Annotated in this window: 15 protein-coding genes; 10 read left to right on the top strand and 5 right to left on the bottom strand. The window is 60.1% G+C overall.

Annotated elements, in window-relative coordinates; translation table 11 throughout:
• Positions 1–37: 37 nt before the first annotated feature.
• Together CAF63_RS13980 and CAF63_RS13975 are read right to left on the bottom strand one after the other, a co-directional pair.
• Positions 38–598: a response regulator transcription factor gene (locus CAF63_RS13980; RefSeq protein WP_003221630.1), complete on the bottom strand. Its 561-nt coding sequence runs from the start codon at positions 596–598 to the stop codon at positions 38–40.
• Positions 591–1,853, bottom strand: a complete 1,263-nt coding sequence (locus CAF63_RS13975) for an ATP-binding protein (RefSeq protein ID WP_085685679.1) — start codon at positions 1,851–1,853, stop codon at positions 591–593. Before CAF63_RS13975 ends, CAF63_RS13980 begins: the two co-directional genes overlap by 8 nt.
• Before the next feature lie 316 nt (positions 1,854–2,169).
• On the opposite strand from CAF63_RS13975, the gene CAF63_RS13970 reads away from it, so the two are divergent.
• On the top strand, positions 2,170–2,886 hold the full coding sequence (locus tag CAF63_RS13970; RefSeq protein WP_085608062.1) for an SIMPL domain-containing protein: 717 nt from the start codon (positions 2,170–2,172) through the stop codon (positions 2,884–2,886).
• Between the two features lie 73 nt (positions 2,887–2,959).
• Here the strand turns inward: CAF63_RS13970 and CAF63_RS13965 are convergent, their stop codons facing one another.
• Entirely contained in the window at positions 2,960–3,319 is a 360-nt protein-coding gene (locus tag CAF63_RS13965) for a DUF6124 family protein (RefSeq protein WP_085685677.1), read from the bottom strand.
• Between the two features lie 932 nt (positions 3,320–4,251).
• On the opposite strand from CAF63_RS13965, the gene CAF63_RS13960 reads away from it, so the two are divergent.
• From CAF63_RS13960 to CAF63_RS13920, 9 genes are all read left to right on the top strand, one after another.
• Entirely contained in the window at positions 4,252–5,853 is a 1,602-nt protein-coding gene (locus CAF63_RS13960) for an ABC transporter substrate-binding protein (RefSeq protein WP_085685675.1), read from the top strand.
• Between the two features lie 260 nt (positions 5,854–6,113).
• Positions 6,114–7,739, top strand: coding sequence for an ABC transporter substrate-binding protein (locus CAF63_RS13955; protein ID WP_085685673.1), 1,626 nt, complete (start codon positions 6,114–6,116; stop codon positions 7,737–7,739).
• 300 nt (positions 7,740–8,039) lie between these two features.
• Entirely contained in the window at positions 8,040–9,638 is a 1,599-nt protein-coding gene (locus CAF63_RS13950) for an ABC transporter substrate-binding protein (RefSeq protein ID WP_085685671.1), read from the top strand.
• Between the two features lie 176 nt (positions 9,639–9,814).
• On the top strand, positions 9,815–11,230 hold the full coding sequence (locus CAF63_RS13945) for an OprD family porin (RefSeq protein WP_085685669.1): 1,416 nt from the start codon (positions 9,815–9,817) through the stop codon (positions 11,228–11,230).
• A 78-nt stretch (positions 11,231–11,308) separates the two neighbouring features.
• Positions 11,309–12,904, top strand: coding sequence for an ABC transporter substrate-binding protein (locus tag CAF63_RS13940; protein ID WP_085685667.1), 1,596 nt, complete (start codon positions 11,309–11,311; stop codon positions 12,902–12,904).
• A gap of 74 nt (positions 12,905–12,978) precedes the next feature.
• Positions 12,979–13,989, top strand: a complete 1,011-nt coding sequence (locus tag CAF63_RS13935) for an ABC transporter permease subunit (RefSeq protein ID WP_085685666.1) — start codon at positions 12,979–12,981, stop codon at positions 13,987–13,989.
• 11 nt (positions 13,990–14,000) lie between these two features.
• Positions 14,001–14,927, top strand: coding sequence for an ABC transporter permease subunit (locus CAF63_RS13930; protein WP_039769224.1), 927 nt, complete (start codon positions 14,001–14,003; stop codon positions 14,925–14,927).
• Positions 14,928–14,937: 10 nt separating this feature from the next.
• Entirely contained in the window at positions 14,938–15,906 is a 969-nt protein-coding gene (locus tag CAF63_RS13925) for an ABC transporter ATP-binding protein (protein ID WP_085685664.1), read from the top strand.
• The gene (locus CAF63_RS13920; protein WP_085685662.1) at positions 15,906–16,886 is read left to right on the top strand and encodes a peptide ABC transporter ATP-binding protein; all 981 of its coding nucleotides are present in this window, start codon (positions 15,906–15,908) and stop codon (positions 16,884–16,886) included. Before CAF63_RS13925 ends, CAF63_RS13920 begins: the two co-directional genes overlap by 1 nt.
• A 216-nt stretch (positions 16,887–17,102) precedes the next feature.
• Here the strand turns inward: CAF63_RS13920 and CAF63_RS13915 are convergent, their stop codons facing one another.
• Together CAF63_RS13915 and CAF63_RS13910 are read right to left on the bottom strand one after the other, a co-directional pair.
• A complete protein-coding gene (locus CAF63_RS13915) occupies positions 17,103–17,363 on the bottom strand; it encodes a hypothetical protein (protein WP_085685660.1) in 261 nt (86 codons plus the stop codon).
• 160 nt (positions 17,364–17,523) lie between these two features.
• A complete protein-coding gene (locus CAF63_RS13910) occupies positions 17,524–18,732 on the bottom strand; it encodes an MFS transporter (protein WP_085685658.1) in 1,209 nt (402 codons plus the stop codon).
• Positions 18,733–19,031: the final 299 nt, after the last annotated feature.

Raw genomic sequence — 19,031 nt, 5'->3', positions numbered from 1 at the left:
TTATCGCGAGGGCTGGCGATGGTCGTTCAGCGCAGGTTCAGCGACGAACCGGGCGCTTCTGCAGTTTGCGCTGCAGGGTGCGGCGGTGCATGCCCAGGGCGCGGGCAGTGGCAGAGATGTTGCCTTCGTGCTCGGTCAGCACGCGCTGGATGTGTTCCCACTGCAGGCGATCCACCGACATCGGGTTTTCCGGCACCAGGCTGTCGAGGTCGGCGTGTTCGGACAGCAGCGCTGCCAGCACGTCGTCGGCGTCGGCCGGTTTGCACAGGTAATTGCAGGCGCCGCGCTTGATCGCTTCGACCGCGGTGGCAATGCTCGAATAACCGGTGAGGATCACCACGCGCATTTCCGGGTCCAGCTCCAACAGTTTCGGCAGCAAGACCAGACCGGAGTCGCCGTCCATTTTCAGGTCCAGCGCGGCGTAGTCCGGCAGATCGGCCTGGGCGATGGTCAGGCCCTCCTCGGCAGAACCGGCGGTGCTGACGCGGAAACCACGGCGGGCCATGGCGCGGGCCATCACCCGGGTGAAGGTCGCGTCGTCATCGACCAGCAGCAAATGCGGCAGTTCTTCGCCTTCGACTTGGATTTCGTCACTCATGTTGCTCTCCTCGGGCGCCGTGGGGCAGGCGCAGCTCGGTGAGCGTGCCGCCTTCCTCATGACTATAGAGTTTCACTGAGCCGCCGGCGCGTGTCACGCTGGCCTTGCTCAAAAACAGGCCCAGGCCGAAACCTTTGCCCTTGGTGGTAAAAAACGGTTTGCCGATCTGCTCGGCGATGGCCAGCGGCACACCGGCGCCATGATCGCGAATGCTGATGGTCAGGTCTTCGGCGGTCCAGTCCAGGGTCACCTGAAGGTTTTCCGGGCAGGCGTCGGCGGCGTTGTTCAACAGATTCAACAAGGCCTGGGTTAGATCCGGCGGCGGCGCCACCCGCGGCAGCGGGCCCTGGCCCAGACGCTGGAAGCGATAACTGGCTTCCGGGCGCATCAGGTGCCAGCGATTGAGCGCTTCGTCGAGCCACTCGGTGACGTCCTGCATCTCCACGGCCATCCGGCGATTGGCTTCGGCGGCGCGCACCAGTTGTTGCAGGGTCTCCTTGCAGAGTTTCACCTGATCCTTCAGCACCTTCAGGTCTTCCTGAAGCAACGGATCGTGATGATCCTGCTGCATTTCGTTGAGCAACACGCTCATGGTCGCCAGCGGTGTGCCCAGTTCATGGGCGGCACCGGCGGCCTGAGTCGCGACGGCCAACAATTGCTGATCGCGCAGGCCTTCCTCCCGGCGGATCGCGCGCAACTCTTCCTGCCGGCGCAGCTCTTCAGCCATCCGCGCGGCGAAGAAGGTAATCACCGCCGCCGCAAGGGCAAAACTCAGCCACATGCCGTAGATCTGCAGGTTCTCCCGGGCCACCGGCAGAGTTTCCAGCGGATAGAAATGCATCAGCATCAGCGTGTACAAGGCCAGCGCAATGCCCGATAGCACCACCGAATAACGCCAGGGCAGCGTCACCGCAGCGATGGTCAGCGGCACCAGATAATACGAAACGAACGGGTTGGTCGAACCACCGGAGAAATACAGCAAGGCACTGTGGATAACCAGATCGCAGGCCAGTTGCAGCGCGTATTCAAGCTCGGTGACCGGCCACGAAGTGCGCAGACGCACGGCGGTGAACACACACAGCAGAATCGAACAGCCGAGGGTCATCACCAGTTGCACCCACGGCAACGGCAACAGATCCAGCCAGTAGGCCAGGCCCACGGAACCGGCCTGCGCGGCGAGCACCAGGGTGCGGATGAAAGTCAGCCGCCAGAGGTTCTGGCGAGTGGCGGAAGTCAGTTGTACGGGGGCGAGCATGAGCTCTCCTGATGAGCGCTCCAGGCGGATCGCACGGAGTATAACCAAGCCGCGGGCTTGAGAGGCGAAAGTGCGGCAAACGACCACATGGCGCAAAGATTTTCTGCGGCTATAAGGGCCCCTTCGCGAGCAAGCTCGCTCCCACAGGGGAACGCGTCCCAAATGTGGGAGCGAGCTTGCTCGCGATTGGCTGCGCAGCGGCTGCCGGCCATCTGTATAGAAGTTGTAACTGGGCGAACCGGATCATAAAAGCTAGAGTCTGATGGTTTCACGCAGGCCCCCGAACCATCACCTGCGCCCTCATCAAGGAGCTTTCATGCACACATTTCGCCGCAGCGCCGCCCTTCTCGCCCTGACCGTCGGCAGCATCGCCAGCCTTCCGGCCCTGGCCGCCGATGAGCTGCACTACAACCAGATTTCCCTGCGCGCCGAAGTCAGCCAGGAAGTGGCCCGCGACCTGATGATCGTGACCCTCTACACCGAAGAACAGAACACTGACCCGGCCAAACTCGCCGCCGACGTCAGCACCACCATGAACAAGGCCCTCGCCCAGGCCAAGCAAGTCAAAGACATCACCCTGCGCCAGGGCAGCCGCAACAGCTACCCGATCTACGACACCAAAGGCCAGAAAATCACCGGCTGGCGCGAACGCGCCGAACTGCGCCTTGAAAGCGCCGACTTCGCCGCCCTGTCCAAACTCACCGGCGAGTTGCTGACCGACCTGAAAATGGGCGGCATGGACTTCGCCATCGCCGACCCGACCCGCAAGGCGAGCGAAGACAAACTGCTGAAAGAAGCCGTCACCGCCTTCAAGGCCCGCGCCCAACTGGCCACCGACGCCCTCGGCGGCAAGGGCTACAAAATCGTCAACCTGAACCTCAACAGCAACGGTTTCCCACAACCGTACATGCGCGCCCCGATGATGATGAAAGCCGCCGGCATGGACGCAGCACCGGTCACGCCTGAAGTCGAAGCCGGCACCAGCCAGGTCAGCTTGACGGCCGATGGCTCGATTGAAGTGTTGATGCAGTGATTGAGTGACGGCTGAATGAAAAACCGGCGATCAGTGATGATCGCCGGTTTTTTTATGCCTGGGATTTGTGTCGTCAGGTTTGCGGATCAACCCGATCCAGCGCGCGGTTCACTGCAAGCTCGGCCAGCATGATGATCTGCTGGATACCCAGCGCCGTACTGCGCTGCGGGCCGCTGAGTTCGTTGGCGAAATTGCTCGCGATGGTACTGGCCGACGCCAGTGACTCGCAGGCGTTGGCCAGCAGGCTTTCGGTGTCGATGTTGGGCGTGACCATATACATCGTGCTCGGGCGCGGTTTGGAAGGATTGGGGCACAGGTAATAGTCGAGGGCGCGTTTGATGGCTTCGCGGTTGCGGGCGAGGTCTTCGGCGCGCATGGCTTCTTCGAGGGGCGTGGGTGATTCGAGGGGTGGATCGGGGACAACCTTGTTCATTGATTAACTCCTTGCTGACTTGAAGCCACCCAATGCCGTTCTCACGCGGCGAAGAGGTGGCAGCTATGTGCGGGGTGAGAAACCGGGCAAGGAGATTCCGGCCAGACCGAAGTCTGCCCGCACACGGCCGCCATAAATCAATTACAGGCAGCAGAAATGCTGGCGGCAATTATGGTCGGACTGGCGTTCGAATGACACTCGCTTGCCTGGGTTCTCACACCCAATCACAGAGTTTTCTGCGACAACCAAAGACTAGAGAGCGTGCTTCCGACGGACAACCTGAAAACCTTGTGGGAAGGTTCGGTGAATCACACACATCTTTAAACATTCGAAAATGGAACGCGGAGCGTCCCGGGCTGCATTCCCACGCGGAGCGTGGGAACGATCAAGCAGTCCGCAGTTGCTTTCCGCTTTCCGCTTTCCGCTTTCCGCTTTCCGCTTTCCGCTTTCCGCTTTCCGCTTTCCGCTTTCCGCTTTCCGCTTTCCGCTTTCCGCTTTCCACCACTCAACACGATGAGCGTTAGCTCGAGTAAAGCTCTTGATCTTTTGGCCCCTTCGGCAGGCTGAGTGGAGGGATTTATCCGGGGGTGGGAGCGCAGCGACCGTGCGGCGAAGCCGCATGCATCGAGAGGAGGTGCAGCGAAGCAAACCGTAGGCGATGCCCCCGGATAAATCCCGGAACGAAGGAACCCCGAGCCCCAGCGAGGGGCCGAACGCCGGGGCCCAAGACCTTTGGTTACTTTGGGGCGTTTGCCAAAGTGACCCGCCGTAAGGGCGGAACCATAAGAGGCCGTTACCGCAGCAACGGATATGTACACAATCACCCCAGATATACCGAGATAGACGCACCCCCTCAAAAAACGATATTTCCGAACCCCCTCAAATCCCCGCTAACCTCAAACAACAACCACCTCAAAACCCACGGGCCAGACATGCATAGATTCACCCTAAAACCACTTCTAATAACCCTGGCCCTGACCGCCATAACCCCAATCGCAAACGCAGCAACAACCCTGGTGTACTGCTCCGAAGCCAGCCCCGCCGGCTTCGACCCCAGCCAATACACCAGCGGCACCGACTTCGACGCCTCCGCCGAAACCGTCTTCAACCGCCTCACCCAATTCAAACGTGGCGGCACCGAAATCGAACCCGGCCTGGCGACGAATTGGGACGTAACCCCGGACGGCCTCCAATACACCTTCCACCTGCGCCAAAACGTAAAATTCCACACCACCGACTACTTCACCCCGACCCGAACCTTCAATGCCGACGACGTCCTCTTCACCTTCCAGCGCCTGCTCGACCCGGACAACACCTTCCGCAAGGCCTACCCCGCCGAATCCCCCTACTTCACCGACATGGGCCTGAACACCACGATCAAATCCGTGGAAAAACTCGACGAAAACACCGTGCGCTTCAACCTGCACAACGTCGACGCCGCGTTCGTGCAAAACCTCGCCATGAGCTTCGCCTCGGTGCAATCGGCCGAATACGCCGCCCAACTGTTGAAGGAAGGCCACGCCGCTGACCTCAACCAGAAACCGGTCGGCACCGGCCCGTTCGTGTTCAAGCGCTACCAGAAGGACGCGCAGATCCGCTACACAGCGAACAAGGACTACTGGAAACCCGAAGACGTGAAGCTCGACAACCTGGTGTTCTCGATCACCCCGGACGCCGCCGTCCGCCTGCAAAAGCTCAAGACCGGCGAATGCCAGGTCAGCGGCTACCCGCGCCCGGCCGACATAGAAGTGATGGAAAAAGACCCGAATCTGCGGGTGTTGAAACAGGCCGGCTTCAACCTCGGCTTCCTCGCCTACAACACCACCCATCCGCCGCTGGATCAGCTCAAAGTGCGCCAGGCACTCGATATGGCCATCGACAAACCAGCGATCATCAAAGCGGTTTACCAGAGTGCCGGGCAGCTGGCGCAAAACGCCTTGCCGCCAGCGCAATGGTCGTTCGATCCGAACATAAAAGACGCGCCGCACGACCCTGCCAAAGCCAGGGCGCTACTCAAGGAAGCCGGGGTTGCACCCGGTACAACCATCAACCTCTGGGCCATGACCGTGCAGCGCGCCTCGAACCCGAATGCGCGGATGTCGGCACAGATGATCCAGCAGGATTGGGAGAAGATCGGTATCAAGGCCAACATCGTCAGTTACGAATGGGGCGAGTACATCAAGCGCGCCAAGAACGGCGAGCACGACGCGATGATCTACGGCTGGACCGGTGACAACGGCGACCCGGACAACTGGCTGGGGGTGCTTTACAGCTGCGCGGCGGTGAAAGGCAGCAACTACGCCAAGTGGTGCGATCCGGCCTATGACAAGCTGGTCCAGCAGGCCAAGGTATCCACCGACAAATCGCAGCGGGTAAAACTGTATCAACAGGCGCAACTCATCCTTAAACAGCAGGTGCCGATCACGCCGATCGCCAACTCCACGGTGTTCCAGCCGCTGCGCAAGGAAGTCACAGATTTCAAGATCAGCCCGTTCGGTCTAACCCCCTTCTATGGGGTGGGTATAAATAAGTAACACCCGGCCCCAATCCGGCGCGCACAACGTGACCAACGCACCGTTTTGGGGCTGCGTTTGCACCGTAAAAACCGGCCGCAAACGGTCAAATGCGTCAGAAGTTATACGGATGCGACATTAAGGTACGTTCGTGCCACGCTTTGACGCCGCCGAGCGCTCTGGATCTTGCATTGGGTATGGGCCCTGCATAAGTATCCGCAGGCACGACTCACGAGGTCGTACCTCACTACTAAAAAATGACAACAAATCATGAGGCCAACATGCTTAAACACGCGGTCATTCCGTTTTTAGTCGGCGCAGGCTTGTTAGCCTCCGCACCTTTCGCTTCCGCTGCGACTAACCTGGTGTTCTGCTCCGAAGGCAGCCCGGCCGGTTTCGACCCAGGCCAATACACCACCGGAACCGACTTCGACGCCTCAGCCGAAACCATGTTCAACCGTCTGACCCAGTTCGAGCGTGGCGGCACCGCCGTGACTCCTGGTCTGGCGACCAAGTGGGACATCTCGGATGACGGCCTGACTTACACCTTCCACCTGCGTGAAGGCGTCAAGTTCCACACCACCCCGTATTTCAAGCCGACTCGTGAGTTCAACGCCGACGACGTACTGTTCACCTTCAATCGCATGATTAACAAGGATGACCCGTTCCGTAAGGCATACCCTACCGAATTCCCGTACTTCACCGACATGGGGATGGACACCAACATCACCAAGATCGATAAAGTCGACGACCACACCGTCAAGTTCACCCTGAAAGAAGTCGACGCCGCGTTCATCCAGAACATGGCCATGAGCTTCGCGTCGATCCAGTCCGCCGAGTACGCAGCCCAGCTGCTGAAGGAAGGCAAGGCTGCCGACATCAACCAGAAGCCGATCGGCACTGGTCCATTCGTGTTCAAGAGCTACCAGAAAGACTCCAACATCCGTTACACCGGCAACAAGGATTACTGGAAGCCTGAAGACGTGAAGATCGACAACCTGATCTTCGCCATCACCACCGATCCATCGGTACGTATCCAGAAGCTGAAAAAGAACGAGTGCCAGGTCACCCTGTTCCCGCGTCCGGCCGACCTCGCGGCACTGAAAGCCGACCCTGCGCTGAAGATGCCTGACCAGGCCGGTTTCAACCTGGGCTACATCGCCTACAACGTGATGGACAAGGTCAAGGGCAGCAACGAGCCTAACCCGCTGGCCGACCTGCGCGTTCGCCAGGCACTGGACATGTCGGTCAACAAGCCTCAGATCATCGACTCGGTTTACCAGGGCGCCGGCCAACTGGCCGTCAACGCCATGCCGCCGACCCAGTGGTCCTACGACACCACCATCAAGGACGCCAAGTACGATCCTGAGAAAGCCAAGCAGCTGCTCAAGGAAGCCGGCGTCAAGGAAGGTACCGAGATCGTCCTGTGGGCGATGCCGGTTCAGCGTCCGTACAACCCGAACGCCAAGCTGATGGCCGAAATGCTCCAGTCCGACTGGAAGAAAATCGGTCTGAACGTGAAGATTCAGAGCTACGAGTGGGGCGAGTACATCAAGCGCTCCAAAGGCGGCGAGAACCAGGCGATGATCATCGGCTGGAGCGGTGACAATGGTGATCCGGACAACTGGCTCAACGTGTTGTTTGGTTGCGACTCCCTGAGTGGCAACAACTTCTCCAAATGGTGCGACAAGAAATTCGACGGCCTCGTGAAAGAAGCCAAGCGCACCACTGACCAGGCCAAGCGCACCGAACTCTACAAAGAGGCGCAGCACGTCCTCAAAGATGCAGTCCCTATGACACCTATCGCTCACTCGACGGTGTATCAACCCATGCGCGCCAACGTGCAGGATTTCAAGATCAGCCCGTTCGGCTTGAACTCCTTCTACGGCGTCAGCGTCAGCAAATAAGAGCAGCAGCGGCGACAGATCCAGCGTCGCCGCTGCTTTTTTCTGCCGATACGTTAGGAATCTGCCTACATCCCTTTCCACCCCGTCTTACCGGGATGGTTTAGGACGCGTTGCCTTTTCCTACGAGTCTTTAGGACGAAGCGCATTTACTGCCAGACCCACGGCCCCTACCGTCGGGTTCTGACCAGTGACTGCGTGGGTTATCGGTTTTGCTGCCGTACTGGTTTGAGCTCAATGCCGCCACAACATCCCTGGACGGGATCGCGGCGCATTGAAAAACACTAAAAAAGAGGGAGCGTCATGCGCCATACCTTGGTTTTTTCCGCATTGCTGGGCGCCGGCCTGTTGGCCGCCACGTCCGCCAGTTACGCCGCCGGCAACAGTCTGGTGTTCTGCTCCGAAGGCAGCCCGGCCGGTTTCGACACTGCGCAGTACACGACGTCGACCGATAACGACGCCGCCGAGCCGTTGTACAACCGTCTGGCCGAGTTCGAAAAAGGCGCGACCGGTGTAGTACCGGGCCTCGCCACCAGCTGGGATATTTCCGAGGATGGACTCAAGTACACCTTTCACCTGCGTGAAGGTGTGAAGTTTCATACAACGCCGTACTTCAAGCCGACGCGCGACTTTAACGCCGACGACGTGCTGTTCACGTTTAACCGCATGCTCGATCCGCAACAGCCATTCCGTAAGGCTTATCCGACCGAGTTCCCGTATTTCAACGGGATGAGCCTGAACAAGAACATTGCCAAGGTCGAGAAGACCGGGCCGCTGACCGTGGTCATGACGCTCAACAGCGTCGACGCCGCGTTCATCCAGAACATCGCCATGAGCTTCGCCGCCATCCTGTCTGCCGAATACGCTGACAAGCTACTGGCCGAAGGCAAGCCGAGCGACATCAACCAGAAGCCGATCGGCACTGGCCCGTTCGTGTTCAAGAGCTATCAGAAAGACTCCAACATCCGCTACTCCGGCAACCCGCATTATTGGGATCCGAGCCGGGTGAAGCTGAAGAACCTGATTTTTGCGATCAACACCGACGCCTCTGTTCGCGTACAGAAAGTCAAAGCCAACGAATGCCAAGTCACCGTCAATCCGCGTCCGGCTGACGTGCCGGCGCTGAAAAACGATCCGAAACTGCAACTGATCGAAAAGCCCGGCTTCAACCTCGGTTACATCGCTTACAACACCCGACACAAGCCATTCGACCAGCTCGAAGTGCGTCAGGCGCTGGACATGGCGGTGAATAAACAGGGAATTCTCAACGCTGTTTATCAAGGCGCCGGCCAACTGGCCGTCAACGCCATGCCGCCGACCCAATGGTCCTACGACGACACGATCAAGGACGCCGCCTACAACCCGGAAAAAGCCAAAGAGCTGCTCAAGGCTGCCGGCGTCAAGGAAGGCACCGAGATCACCCTGTGGGCGATGCCGGTACAACGTCCGTACAACCCGAACGCCAAACTGATGGCCGAAATGCTCCAGGCCGACTGGGCCAAGATCGGTCTGAAAGTGAAGATCGTCAGCTACGAATGGGGCGAGTACATCAAACGCACCAAGAATGGCGAGCACGACGTGAGCCTGATCGGCTGGACCGGTGACAACGGGGATCCGGACAACTGGCTCGGCACGCTCTACAGCTGCGATGCCATCGGCGGCAACAACTACTCCATGTGGTGCGATCCGGCTTACGACAAGCTGATCAAGCAGGCCAAGGTCGTCACCGACCGCGACCAGCGCACCGTGCTTTACAAACAGGCCCAGCAACTGCTCAAGCAGCAAGTGCCGATCACGCCTGTCGCCCACTCGACGGTCAACCAGCCGCTGAGCGCCAAAGTCGAAGGGTTCAAGGTGAGCCCGTTCGGTCGCAACGTGTTTTCGGGTGTCAGCATCGATTAAACACCAAACCGATTAGCCGCAATGCTGAGGGGGCCGTCTACCCCCTCACGCAAGCGCTTTGCCGAAATTCGCCAATCAGGCCTTTTGCAAACGTTTGCGATGTGTGAATGAGTTCTAAACCAATAACCGGCCAACAAAAAAAGCCGGCATAAAAAGAAAGTAAAGGAGCTTCACCCATGAAACTGAGCAACACCGCGATATTGGCCTTGGCCATCAGCAGCATCACCGCCACGGCTTACGCGGAAACCCAAAGCCAGGCGTTCACTCCGGTGACCGTCAACGAAAAAAGCGCCCAGTCTGAAGCTACCGGGTTCCTCGAAGGCAGCACTGTCAGCGGCACGACCCGTAACTGGTACGCCAACGAACAACTGAAGCGCGGCGGCAAGTTCACCTATCGCAAGGATGGCGTGGCCACTCCGACCGACCGCCGTATCAACTGGGTACAAGGCACCATCGTCAAGTACAACTCGGGCTTTACCGAAGGTACTGTGGGTTTCAGCACCGAAGTGGCGGCCTACAACGCCATCGCGCTGGAGCGTGACCGCGAGAACCTGGCGTCCAACAACGGCGGCGCACCGGGCACCCGTCCGGGCGCGGGCAACAACCGTACCCTGACCCGTGAAGGCGGCGAAGCCCAGGGTCAGTGGAGCAAAGTCGGCCTGGCCAACGTCAAGGCGCGTATCTCCAACACCACCCTGACCGCCGGCCGCATGAACTTCAGCAGCCCGCAGGTCGACGTGATCGGCAACCGTCCGCTGCCATCGAGCTTTGAAGGTATTGCGATCCACAGCGAAGAGCTGAACAACCTGTCCTTCGACCTGGCCTCGTTCGACCGCGTTTCGCCGCGTACTGAAGAAAGCCTGAGCAAGTTCCGCTCCGAATACGGCGCGATCGATGCCGAAGCCGACCACGTTCACACCGGCGGCATCTCGTACCAGCCGTTCGCCAGCCTGACCACCAGCCTGTGGGGCACCCAGGCCGAAGACCTGTGGAACCAGTACTACTTCGGCGCCACCCACGTGCTGGGTGACAGCTCGGTGCTGGCTCTGACCACCGGTCTGAACTACTACAAGACCGTGGACGAAGGTAAGAAAAAACTGGGCGAAATCGACAACGACACCTACTCCCTGTCGTTCGGTCTGACTCACCAGGCGCATACCCTGACCTTCTCCTACCAGGAAGTGAACGGTAACGAGTACTTCGACTACCTGCACGAAACCAACGGCATCTACCTGGCCAACTCCCTGCTGTCGGACTTCAACGGCCCGAACGAGAAATCCTTCCAGGTCGCTTACGGTCTGAACATGGCCGAATACGGCGTGCCAGGCCTGAAGTTCAACATCTACCAGGCGCGCGGCTGGGGCATCGACGGCACTCACTACAAAGGTGGCGGCTACGACGGCGTGCAGTCGATGGACGGCGAGCACCACTATGAATACGGCATCGGTGCCGCTTATGCCGTACAGAGCGGTCCTCTGAAAGCTACCACCGTTCGCGCGACCTACACCGCGCACCGCGCGAGCGAGAACCAGGCTGACGGCAGCATCAACGAGTTCCGTCTGGTGACCACCGTTCCATTCAACATCCTGTAAAAACGCCAGCCGACGGCTGACTCAGTGACGAGTCGGCCGTTCGGCTTTTTGTCTTCAACCGATTGCAGAGGGTTCTTGATGAAAATGCTTCCCCTACGTGCGGCCATCGCGGCTGCGTTGCTGAGTGTCGCTGTCGGCGTCTCGGCCAAACCCTTGGTGGTCTGCACCGAAGCCAGTCCGGAAGGCTTCGATATGGTCCAGTACACGACTGCAGTCACTGCCGACGCGGTGGCCGAAACCATCTTCAACCGCCTGGCGGACTTCAAGCCCGGCACTACCGAAGTGATTCCGGCGCTGGCCGAATCCTGGGACATCAGCGAAGACGGCCTGACCTACACGTTCCACCTGCGCAAAGGCGTCAAGTTTCACACCACCGAATATTTCAAGCCGACCCGCGACCTGAACGCCGACGACGTGGTCTGGAGTTTCCAGCGTCAGCTGGACCCGAATCACCCGTGGCACAAGCTGTCGAGCGTGGGCTTCCCGTACTTTGAAAGCATGGGCTTCAAGGAACTGCTGAAAAGCGTCGAGAAAATCGACGACAGCACCGTCAAATTCACCCTGACGCGTCGCGAAGCGCCGTTCCTGGCCGACATCGCCATGGCGTTCTCCTCGATCTATTCGGCCGAATACGCCGACCAGTTGCTCAAGGCCAACAAGACCGGCGACCTGAACAACAAACCGGTCGGCACCGGTCCGTTCATCTTCCAGCGTTACGCGAAAGACGCCCAGGTTCGCTTCAAGGCCAACCCGGACTACTTCCGTGGCAAGGCCCCGGCTGACGCGCTGATCCTGGCGATTGCCACCGACAACAACGTGCGTCTGCAAAAGCTCAAGGCCAATGAGTGCCAGATCGCGCTGTATCCGAAACCGGATGACATCCCGAGCATCAAGAAAGACAGCAACCTGAAAGTCGATGAAATGGACGCGATGACCGTCTCGTACATCGCCATGAACACTCAACACAAATACATCAGCGACGTGCGGGTGCGTAAAGCGATCGACATCGCCTTCGACAAGGAAGCCTACGTCAACGCCCTGTTCGGCAAAGGCAACGCGTCGGTCGCGGTCAACCCGTACCCGCCGACCCTGCTGGGCTACAACCACGAGCTAAAAAACCCGCCTCGTGACCTCGACAAGGCCCGCGCCCTGCTCAAGGAAGCCGGTGTACCGGAAGGCACCACGTTCACCCTGTTCACCCGTAACGGCGGCGGCCCGACCAACCCGAATCCGATGCTGGGCGCGCAGATGATGCAGGCTGACCTGGCCAAAGTCGGGATCAAGATCGACATCCGCGTGATGGAGTGGGGCGAGATGCTCAAACGCGCCAAGGCCGGCGAGCACGACATGGTTTCGGCCGGATGGGCGGGCGACAACGGCGACCCGGATAACTTCCTGACGCCTATGCTCAGTTGCGAAGCGGCCAAGAACGGCGAAAACTACGCTCGCTGGTGCAACGAGAAATTCCAGACCCTGCTCGACGAAGCACGGGCTAAAGTAGATCCGGCCGAACGCGCCAAGCTGTATGAAGAGGCGCAAGTCATCTTCAATCAGGACCAGCCGTGGATCAGCATGGCTCACACCCGGATGTTCACCGCAATGCGCAACAACGTAGAGGGTTATCACATCAGCCCTCTGACAACCAATAACTTCGCCACCACCCAGGTGAAGTAGATAAGAAAACTCCCGGCCTCCCTGACCCCAGGGTCGCCGGGCACGCCTAACCGGCTGATGAGGTAGCACACAAGATGTTTAGTTTTATTGCCCGCCGACTGGGGTTATTGATCCCCACGTTTTTCGGCATCACCTTGCTGACCTTCGCGTTGATTCGCATGATTCCCGGCGACCCCGTGGAAGTGATGATGGGCGAACGTCGGGTCGACCCCGAAATGCACGCTCAGGCAATGGAACGCCTCGGTCTGAACAAACCGTTGTACGCCCAGTACCTGGACTACATCGGCAAACTGGCCCACGGCGACCTCGGCGAATCCCTGCGCACCCGTGAAAGCGTGTGGACCGAGTTCACCTCCCTCTTCCCGGCGACCCTGGAACTGTCCATGGCCGCCCTGCTGTTCGCCGGCATCCTGGGCCTCCTGGCCGGGGTGATCGCGGCCCTCAAGCGAGGATCCCTGTTCGACCACGGGGTGATGGGCATCTCCCTCGCGGGTTACTCGATGCCGATTTTCTGGTGGGGCCTGATCCTTATCATGTTCTTCTCGGTGAGCCTGGGCTGGACCCCGGTGTCCGGGCGGATCGACCTGCTTTACGACATCGAGCCGCGCACCGGCTTCATGCTGATCGACACGCTGCTGGCTGATGACACCGGCGCGTTTCTCGATGCCTTGCATCACCTGATCCTGCCGGCCATCGTGCTGGGCACCATTCCGCTGGCGGTGATCGCGCGGATGACCCGTTCGTCGATGCTCGAAGTGTTGCGTGAAGACTACATTCGTACTGCCCGGGCCAAAGGCCTGTCGCCGTCGCGCGTGGTGTTCGTCCACGGCCTGCGCAACGCACTGATTCCGGTACTGACCGTGGTCGGCCTGCAAGTCGGCACCCTGCTGGCCGGTGCGGTTCTGACCGAAACCATTTTCTCCTGGCCCGGCATCGGTAAATGGCTGATCGAAGCCATCGGCGCCCGGGACTACCCGGTTGTGCAAAACGGCATCCTGTTAATCGCCTGCCTGGTGATTCTGGTCAACTTCGTGGTGGACATCCTCTACGGCTTTGCCAACCCACGCATCCGTCATCAGCGCTGAGGTCAATACCCATGAGCACTCCAACTTCCTCAGTAGTCACCGCCGCCACCGCCGTGGATCAAAGTCTGCTGTACCCGTCACCGTACAAAGAGTTCTGGCAGGCCTTCGCCAAGAACAAGGGCGCCGTCGCCGGCCTGCTGTTCATGCTGCTGGTGATTTTCTGCGCGATCTTCGCGCCGTGGGTCGCCCCGCATAACCCGAGCGAGCAATACCGTGACTTCCTGCTGACGCCGCCGGCGTGGCTTGAAGGCGGCCAGATGCAATTCCTGCTCGGCACCGACGAACTGGGCCGCGACCTGCTGTCGCGTCTGATCCAGGGTTCGCGCCTGTCGCTGCTGATTGGTCTGTCGTCGGTGGTGATGTCGCTGATTCCGGGGATCCTGCTGGGTCTGTTCGCCGGTTTCTTCCCGAAGGTGGTCGGCCCGACCATCATGCGCCTGATGGACATCATGCTGGCCCTGCCGTCGCTGCTGCTGGCCGTGGCGATCGTCGCCATCCTCGGCCCTGGCCTGATCAACACCGTGATCGCGATTGCCGTGGTTTCGCTGCCGTCCTACGTGCGTCTGACCCGTGCCGCCGTGATGGGTGAGCTGAACCGCGACTACGTGACCGCTGCGCGCCTGGCCGGTGCCGGCCTGCCGCGCCTGATGTTCATCACCGTGCTGCCGAACTGCATGGCACCGCTGATCGTTCAGGCGACCCTGAGCTTCTCCTCGGCGATCCTCGATGCCGCCGCCCTGGGCTTCCTCGGCCTCGGCGTCCAGCCGCCAACCCCTGAGTGGGGCACCATGCTGGCCTCGGCCCGCGACTACATCGAACGCGCCTGGTGGGTGGTGAGTCTGCCTGGTTTGACCATTTTGCTCAGCGTGCTGGCAATCAACTTGATGGGCGACGGCCTGCGCGATGCGCTGGACCCGAAACTCAAGAACGCCGCCTGAGGAGATTCCCATGTCACTGTTAGAAATCAAGAATCTCAACGTTCGCTTCGGCGACAAGAACGCCACCCCGGTCGTCGACGGCCTCGACCTGAAAGTCGACAAGGGCGAAGTCCTGGCGATCGTGGGCGAGTCGGGTTCCGGCAAGTCCGTGACCATGATGGCGCTGATGGGCCTGATCGAGCACCCGGGGATCGTCACCGCCGACTCGCTGAGCTTTGACGGCAAAGACATGCTCAAACTGAGCAATCGCCAGCGTCGGCAGATCGTCGGTAAAGACCTGTCCATGGTTTTCCAGGATCCGATGACCGCGCTGAACCCAAGCTACACCGTCGGTTTCCAGATCGAAGAAGTGCTACGCCTGCACCTGAAAATGTCCGGCAAGGCCGCCCGCAAGCGTGCCATCGAATTGCTGGAAAAAGTCGAAATCCCGGGCGCTGCAAGCCGCATGGACGCCTACCCGCACCAACTCTCCGGCGGTATGAGCCAGCGTGTGGCGATTGCCATGGCAATTGCCGGCGAGCCGAAACTGCTGATCGCCGACGAGCCGACCACCGCACTCGACGTGACGATTCAGGCGCAGATCATGGACCTGCTGCTGGCGTTGCAGAAAGAGCAGAACATGGGCCTGGTGCTGATCACCCACGACCTCGCCGTGGTGGCCGAAACCGCCCAGCGCGTGTGCGTGATGTACGCCGGTCAAGCCGTTGAAGTCGGTCAGGTGCCGCAGCTGTTCGACATCCCGGCCCACCCGTACAGCGAAGCACTGCTCAAGGCGATTCCGGAACACAGCCAGGGTGCCGAGCGTCTGGCGACTCTGCCGGGCATCGTTCCCGGCCGTTACGACCGCCCGCAAGGTTGCCTGTTGTCGCCGCGCTGCCCGTACGTGCAGGACAGCTGCCGCGCGCAGCGTCCGACCCTTGACCCGAAAAGCAACAGCCTCGCCCGCTGCTTCTACCCGTTGAACCAGGAGGTGGCGTAATGGCCGTCGTACTTACCGCCCGCAACCTGACCCGTCACTACGAAGTCTCCCGTGGCCTGTTCAAGGGCCACGCCACCGTGCGCGCCCTCAACGGCGTGTCGTTCGAGCTGGAAGCCGGCAAGACCCTCGCCGTCGTCGGTGAATCGGGCTGCGGCAAATCCACCCTCGCCCGCGCCCTGACCCTGATTGAGGAACCGTCGTCCGGTTCCCTGAAAATCGCCGGGCAAGAAGTGGCCGGCGCCGACAAGGCCCAGCGCAAACAACTGCGCAAAGACGTGCAGATGGTGTTCCAGAGCCCTTACGCGTCGTTGAACCCACGGCAGAAAGTCGGTGATCAACTGGCCGAACCGCTGCTGATCAACACCAACCTGTCGGCCGCCGAGCGTCGCGAGAAAGTCCAGGCGATGATGAAGCAGGTCGGCTTGCGTCCCGAGCATTACCAGCGTTATCCGCACATGTTCTCCGGCGGTCAGCGTCAGCGTATCGCGCTGGCTCGCGCCATGATGCTCCAACCGAAAGTGCTGGTGGCAGACGAACCGACCTCGGCACTGGACGTGTCGATCCAGGCGCAGGTGCTGAACCTGTTCATGGACATGCAGCAGGAGTTCAACACCGGTTACGTGTTCATCTCGCACAACCTGGCGGTGGTGCAGCACGTGGCCGATGACGTGATGGTGATGTACCTCGGTCGCCCGGTGGAAATCGGTCCGAAGCACGACATCTACGCCCGTCCTCTGCACCCGTACACCCAGGCGCTGTTGTCGGCGACGCCGACCATCCACCCGGATCCGGACAAGCCGAAAATCAAGATCGTCGGCGAGCTGCCCAACCCGCTGAACCCGCCGCCTGGCTGCGCGTTCCACAAACGCTGCCCATACGCCACCGCGCGTTGCAGCAGCGAGGAGCCGGCCCTGCGCCAGCTCGACACGCGTCAGGTTGCGTGCCACTACGCCGAGCAATTCCTCGACGGCGCGGCCTAAAAGCAGATTTGGAGATCGACACAAAATACTGTGGGAGCGAGCTTGCTCGCGAAGGCACTGGATCAGTCGACATGCCTATCAACTGACACACCGCAATCGTGAGCAGGCTCGCGCCCACAAGAGTTGGGTTGTTCTCTGAGTTGAAGTGTTGACCAAACCCCTTCTGCCTCGATTGCGCATCAGTCGAGGTAGAAGGGGTTTTCTTTTGGCTGGAATCTACGTCTGGCTGTCGCCCTCGTCCGGATCGTCGGTGTCCGGCTCATCGGTGGTCGAGTCGTCATCGTCGGCGCTGCCGCCCTGGCCCTGATCACCCGGCTCGGACTCGGACTTGGCCAGCATCAGCGCGCTGTGCCCCACCTGCCCGCTCGATGCCTGAGTATCGTGATCCTCGCACTCGGCCAAGGCCGTCGCGGTGCCGAGGGACAGCATCACCATCACTTTCAACAGCAGCAAAACGCGTAGCAACCTGTTTTTCATAGCCGAGTCCATCCTGTTCCAGGTTAGAAATTCATGCTGACCTGACGCTGATTGAAATCTAGTTCCGATCCGCCGGGTTCACCAGATAGGACGCCAACCAAGGCCTGGTAATGCCATGCGTGGACAGACCGCTTTCGAATAACCCCCATAACCGGATCGGCTAAGCGTCTGCGCCTTGTGTGGCTCGCATGCGGGTGGCCTGATAAATCAGCGGCACTGACATCAAGGCCAGCACCGCACTCGCCAGCCAGACACTGTGGCCACCGAACTGCCCATAGAGCTGCCCACCCAGCACCGGCGACAACAGCGAACTCGCACTCCAGGCCATGAAGAACAGTCCGAAGTAGCGACCGCTCTTTCCGGTTTGCGCATGCTGCATCACCAGCACGTTCAACGGCGGCATGAACAACGCCTCCCCCAGCGTCCAGATCACGGTCGAAAGGCAGGCATAAAACAAACCGGAACCCAGCGGCAACATGCCGAGCCCGACCGCCAGCAGCACACAACCGGCGATCAACGGCCGACGCGCGCCCCAGCGTTCCCCCCAGTGCGACATGGGAATCTGCAGCGCCACCACCAGAATCGCATTGATCGCGAACTGCCAGCCGATGGCCTCGGTACTCAAGCGGTAATAGTCGCGAAGGTAGTTGCCCAAGGTGCTGTAGACCGTGTCGAACGCCATGCCAAGAAGGACGGTCGCCGCCAGTAACCAGAGAAAAGGCTTGTCGCGATAGGGCAGACCCGAACCCGATTGCGCCTGCGGCGCCTCGTCAGCGATCAGCACCGGCCGGCGCCAGGTTGTGTGGACAAACCAGAGCAACGCCAGCAGCGTGAGCCCGGCGCTGATGAAAAACACCCAGCGAAAATCCACCTGCGCCAGAACACCACCCGCTACACCGGCAGCGGCCATCCCGAGGTTCCGGGCGATGCGACTCAACGCTTGCGCCCGTGGGCGCTGTGCAACCTCGCAATACTCCATGATCAGTCGCTGATGCAGCGTACGGATCGCCCCATCGAGAGTGCCGCTGAGCAACAGCAACCCGGCCAGTAACGGTACTTGAGTGACCAGTCCCAGCAACACCAGAACCCACGCAGAGATGAAGAACAGCGCCGCCGTCAGCCGCGCCGTGCGCACGTGATCACTGAGCCACCCGCCGAGCATCGAGCCGATCAGCAGACCACCGCCATATGCCGCCAGCAGCCAGCCGACGGTTTCGATCGCAAGCCCCAGCTCCTGCCGCAAGTACAACGCCATGAACAGCTTGACCATGCTGCTCAGGCGATTGATGAACAGCAGCGCCGCCAGCACCCAGGCCATGGTGCTGAAATAGCCGTCCAGTCGTAGCACGTGAGTGAACCGCCCTCTCATTCCATTGATCCTTGAAGGTGCGTGATCTTCGAAACTAGTCGCTTGGATGCGCGTTGTCGCTGGGACAATCAGTGAAATAACAAATCAAGAATCCGCTCACCTATGGACAGGAAAAAGCCTACATGAAGACCCTGTGCACTCTTTCACATCGCACGTAGCATTCGCATTGAATTGGAAGTATCTCCAGACAACCAACCTGGAGCCGAGAGCTGTATGCAGAGCGTCCCCGGAACGGCGAATTCTGAATCCGCTGGTCCGAAAAAGCGCCCTGAGGATCGCAAAAACCGTCACAAGATCTC

The organism is Pseudomonas sp. B20(2017), assembly GCF_002113125.1.
Classification (GTDB): domain Bacteria; phylum Pseudomonadota; class Gammaproteobacteria; order Pseudomonadales; family Pseudomonadaceae; genus Aquipseudomonas.
The sequence above is the reverse complement of the archived record's forward strand: the minus strand, read 5'-3'. Positions and strand labels throughout refer to the sequence as shown.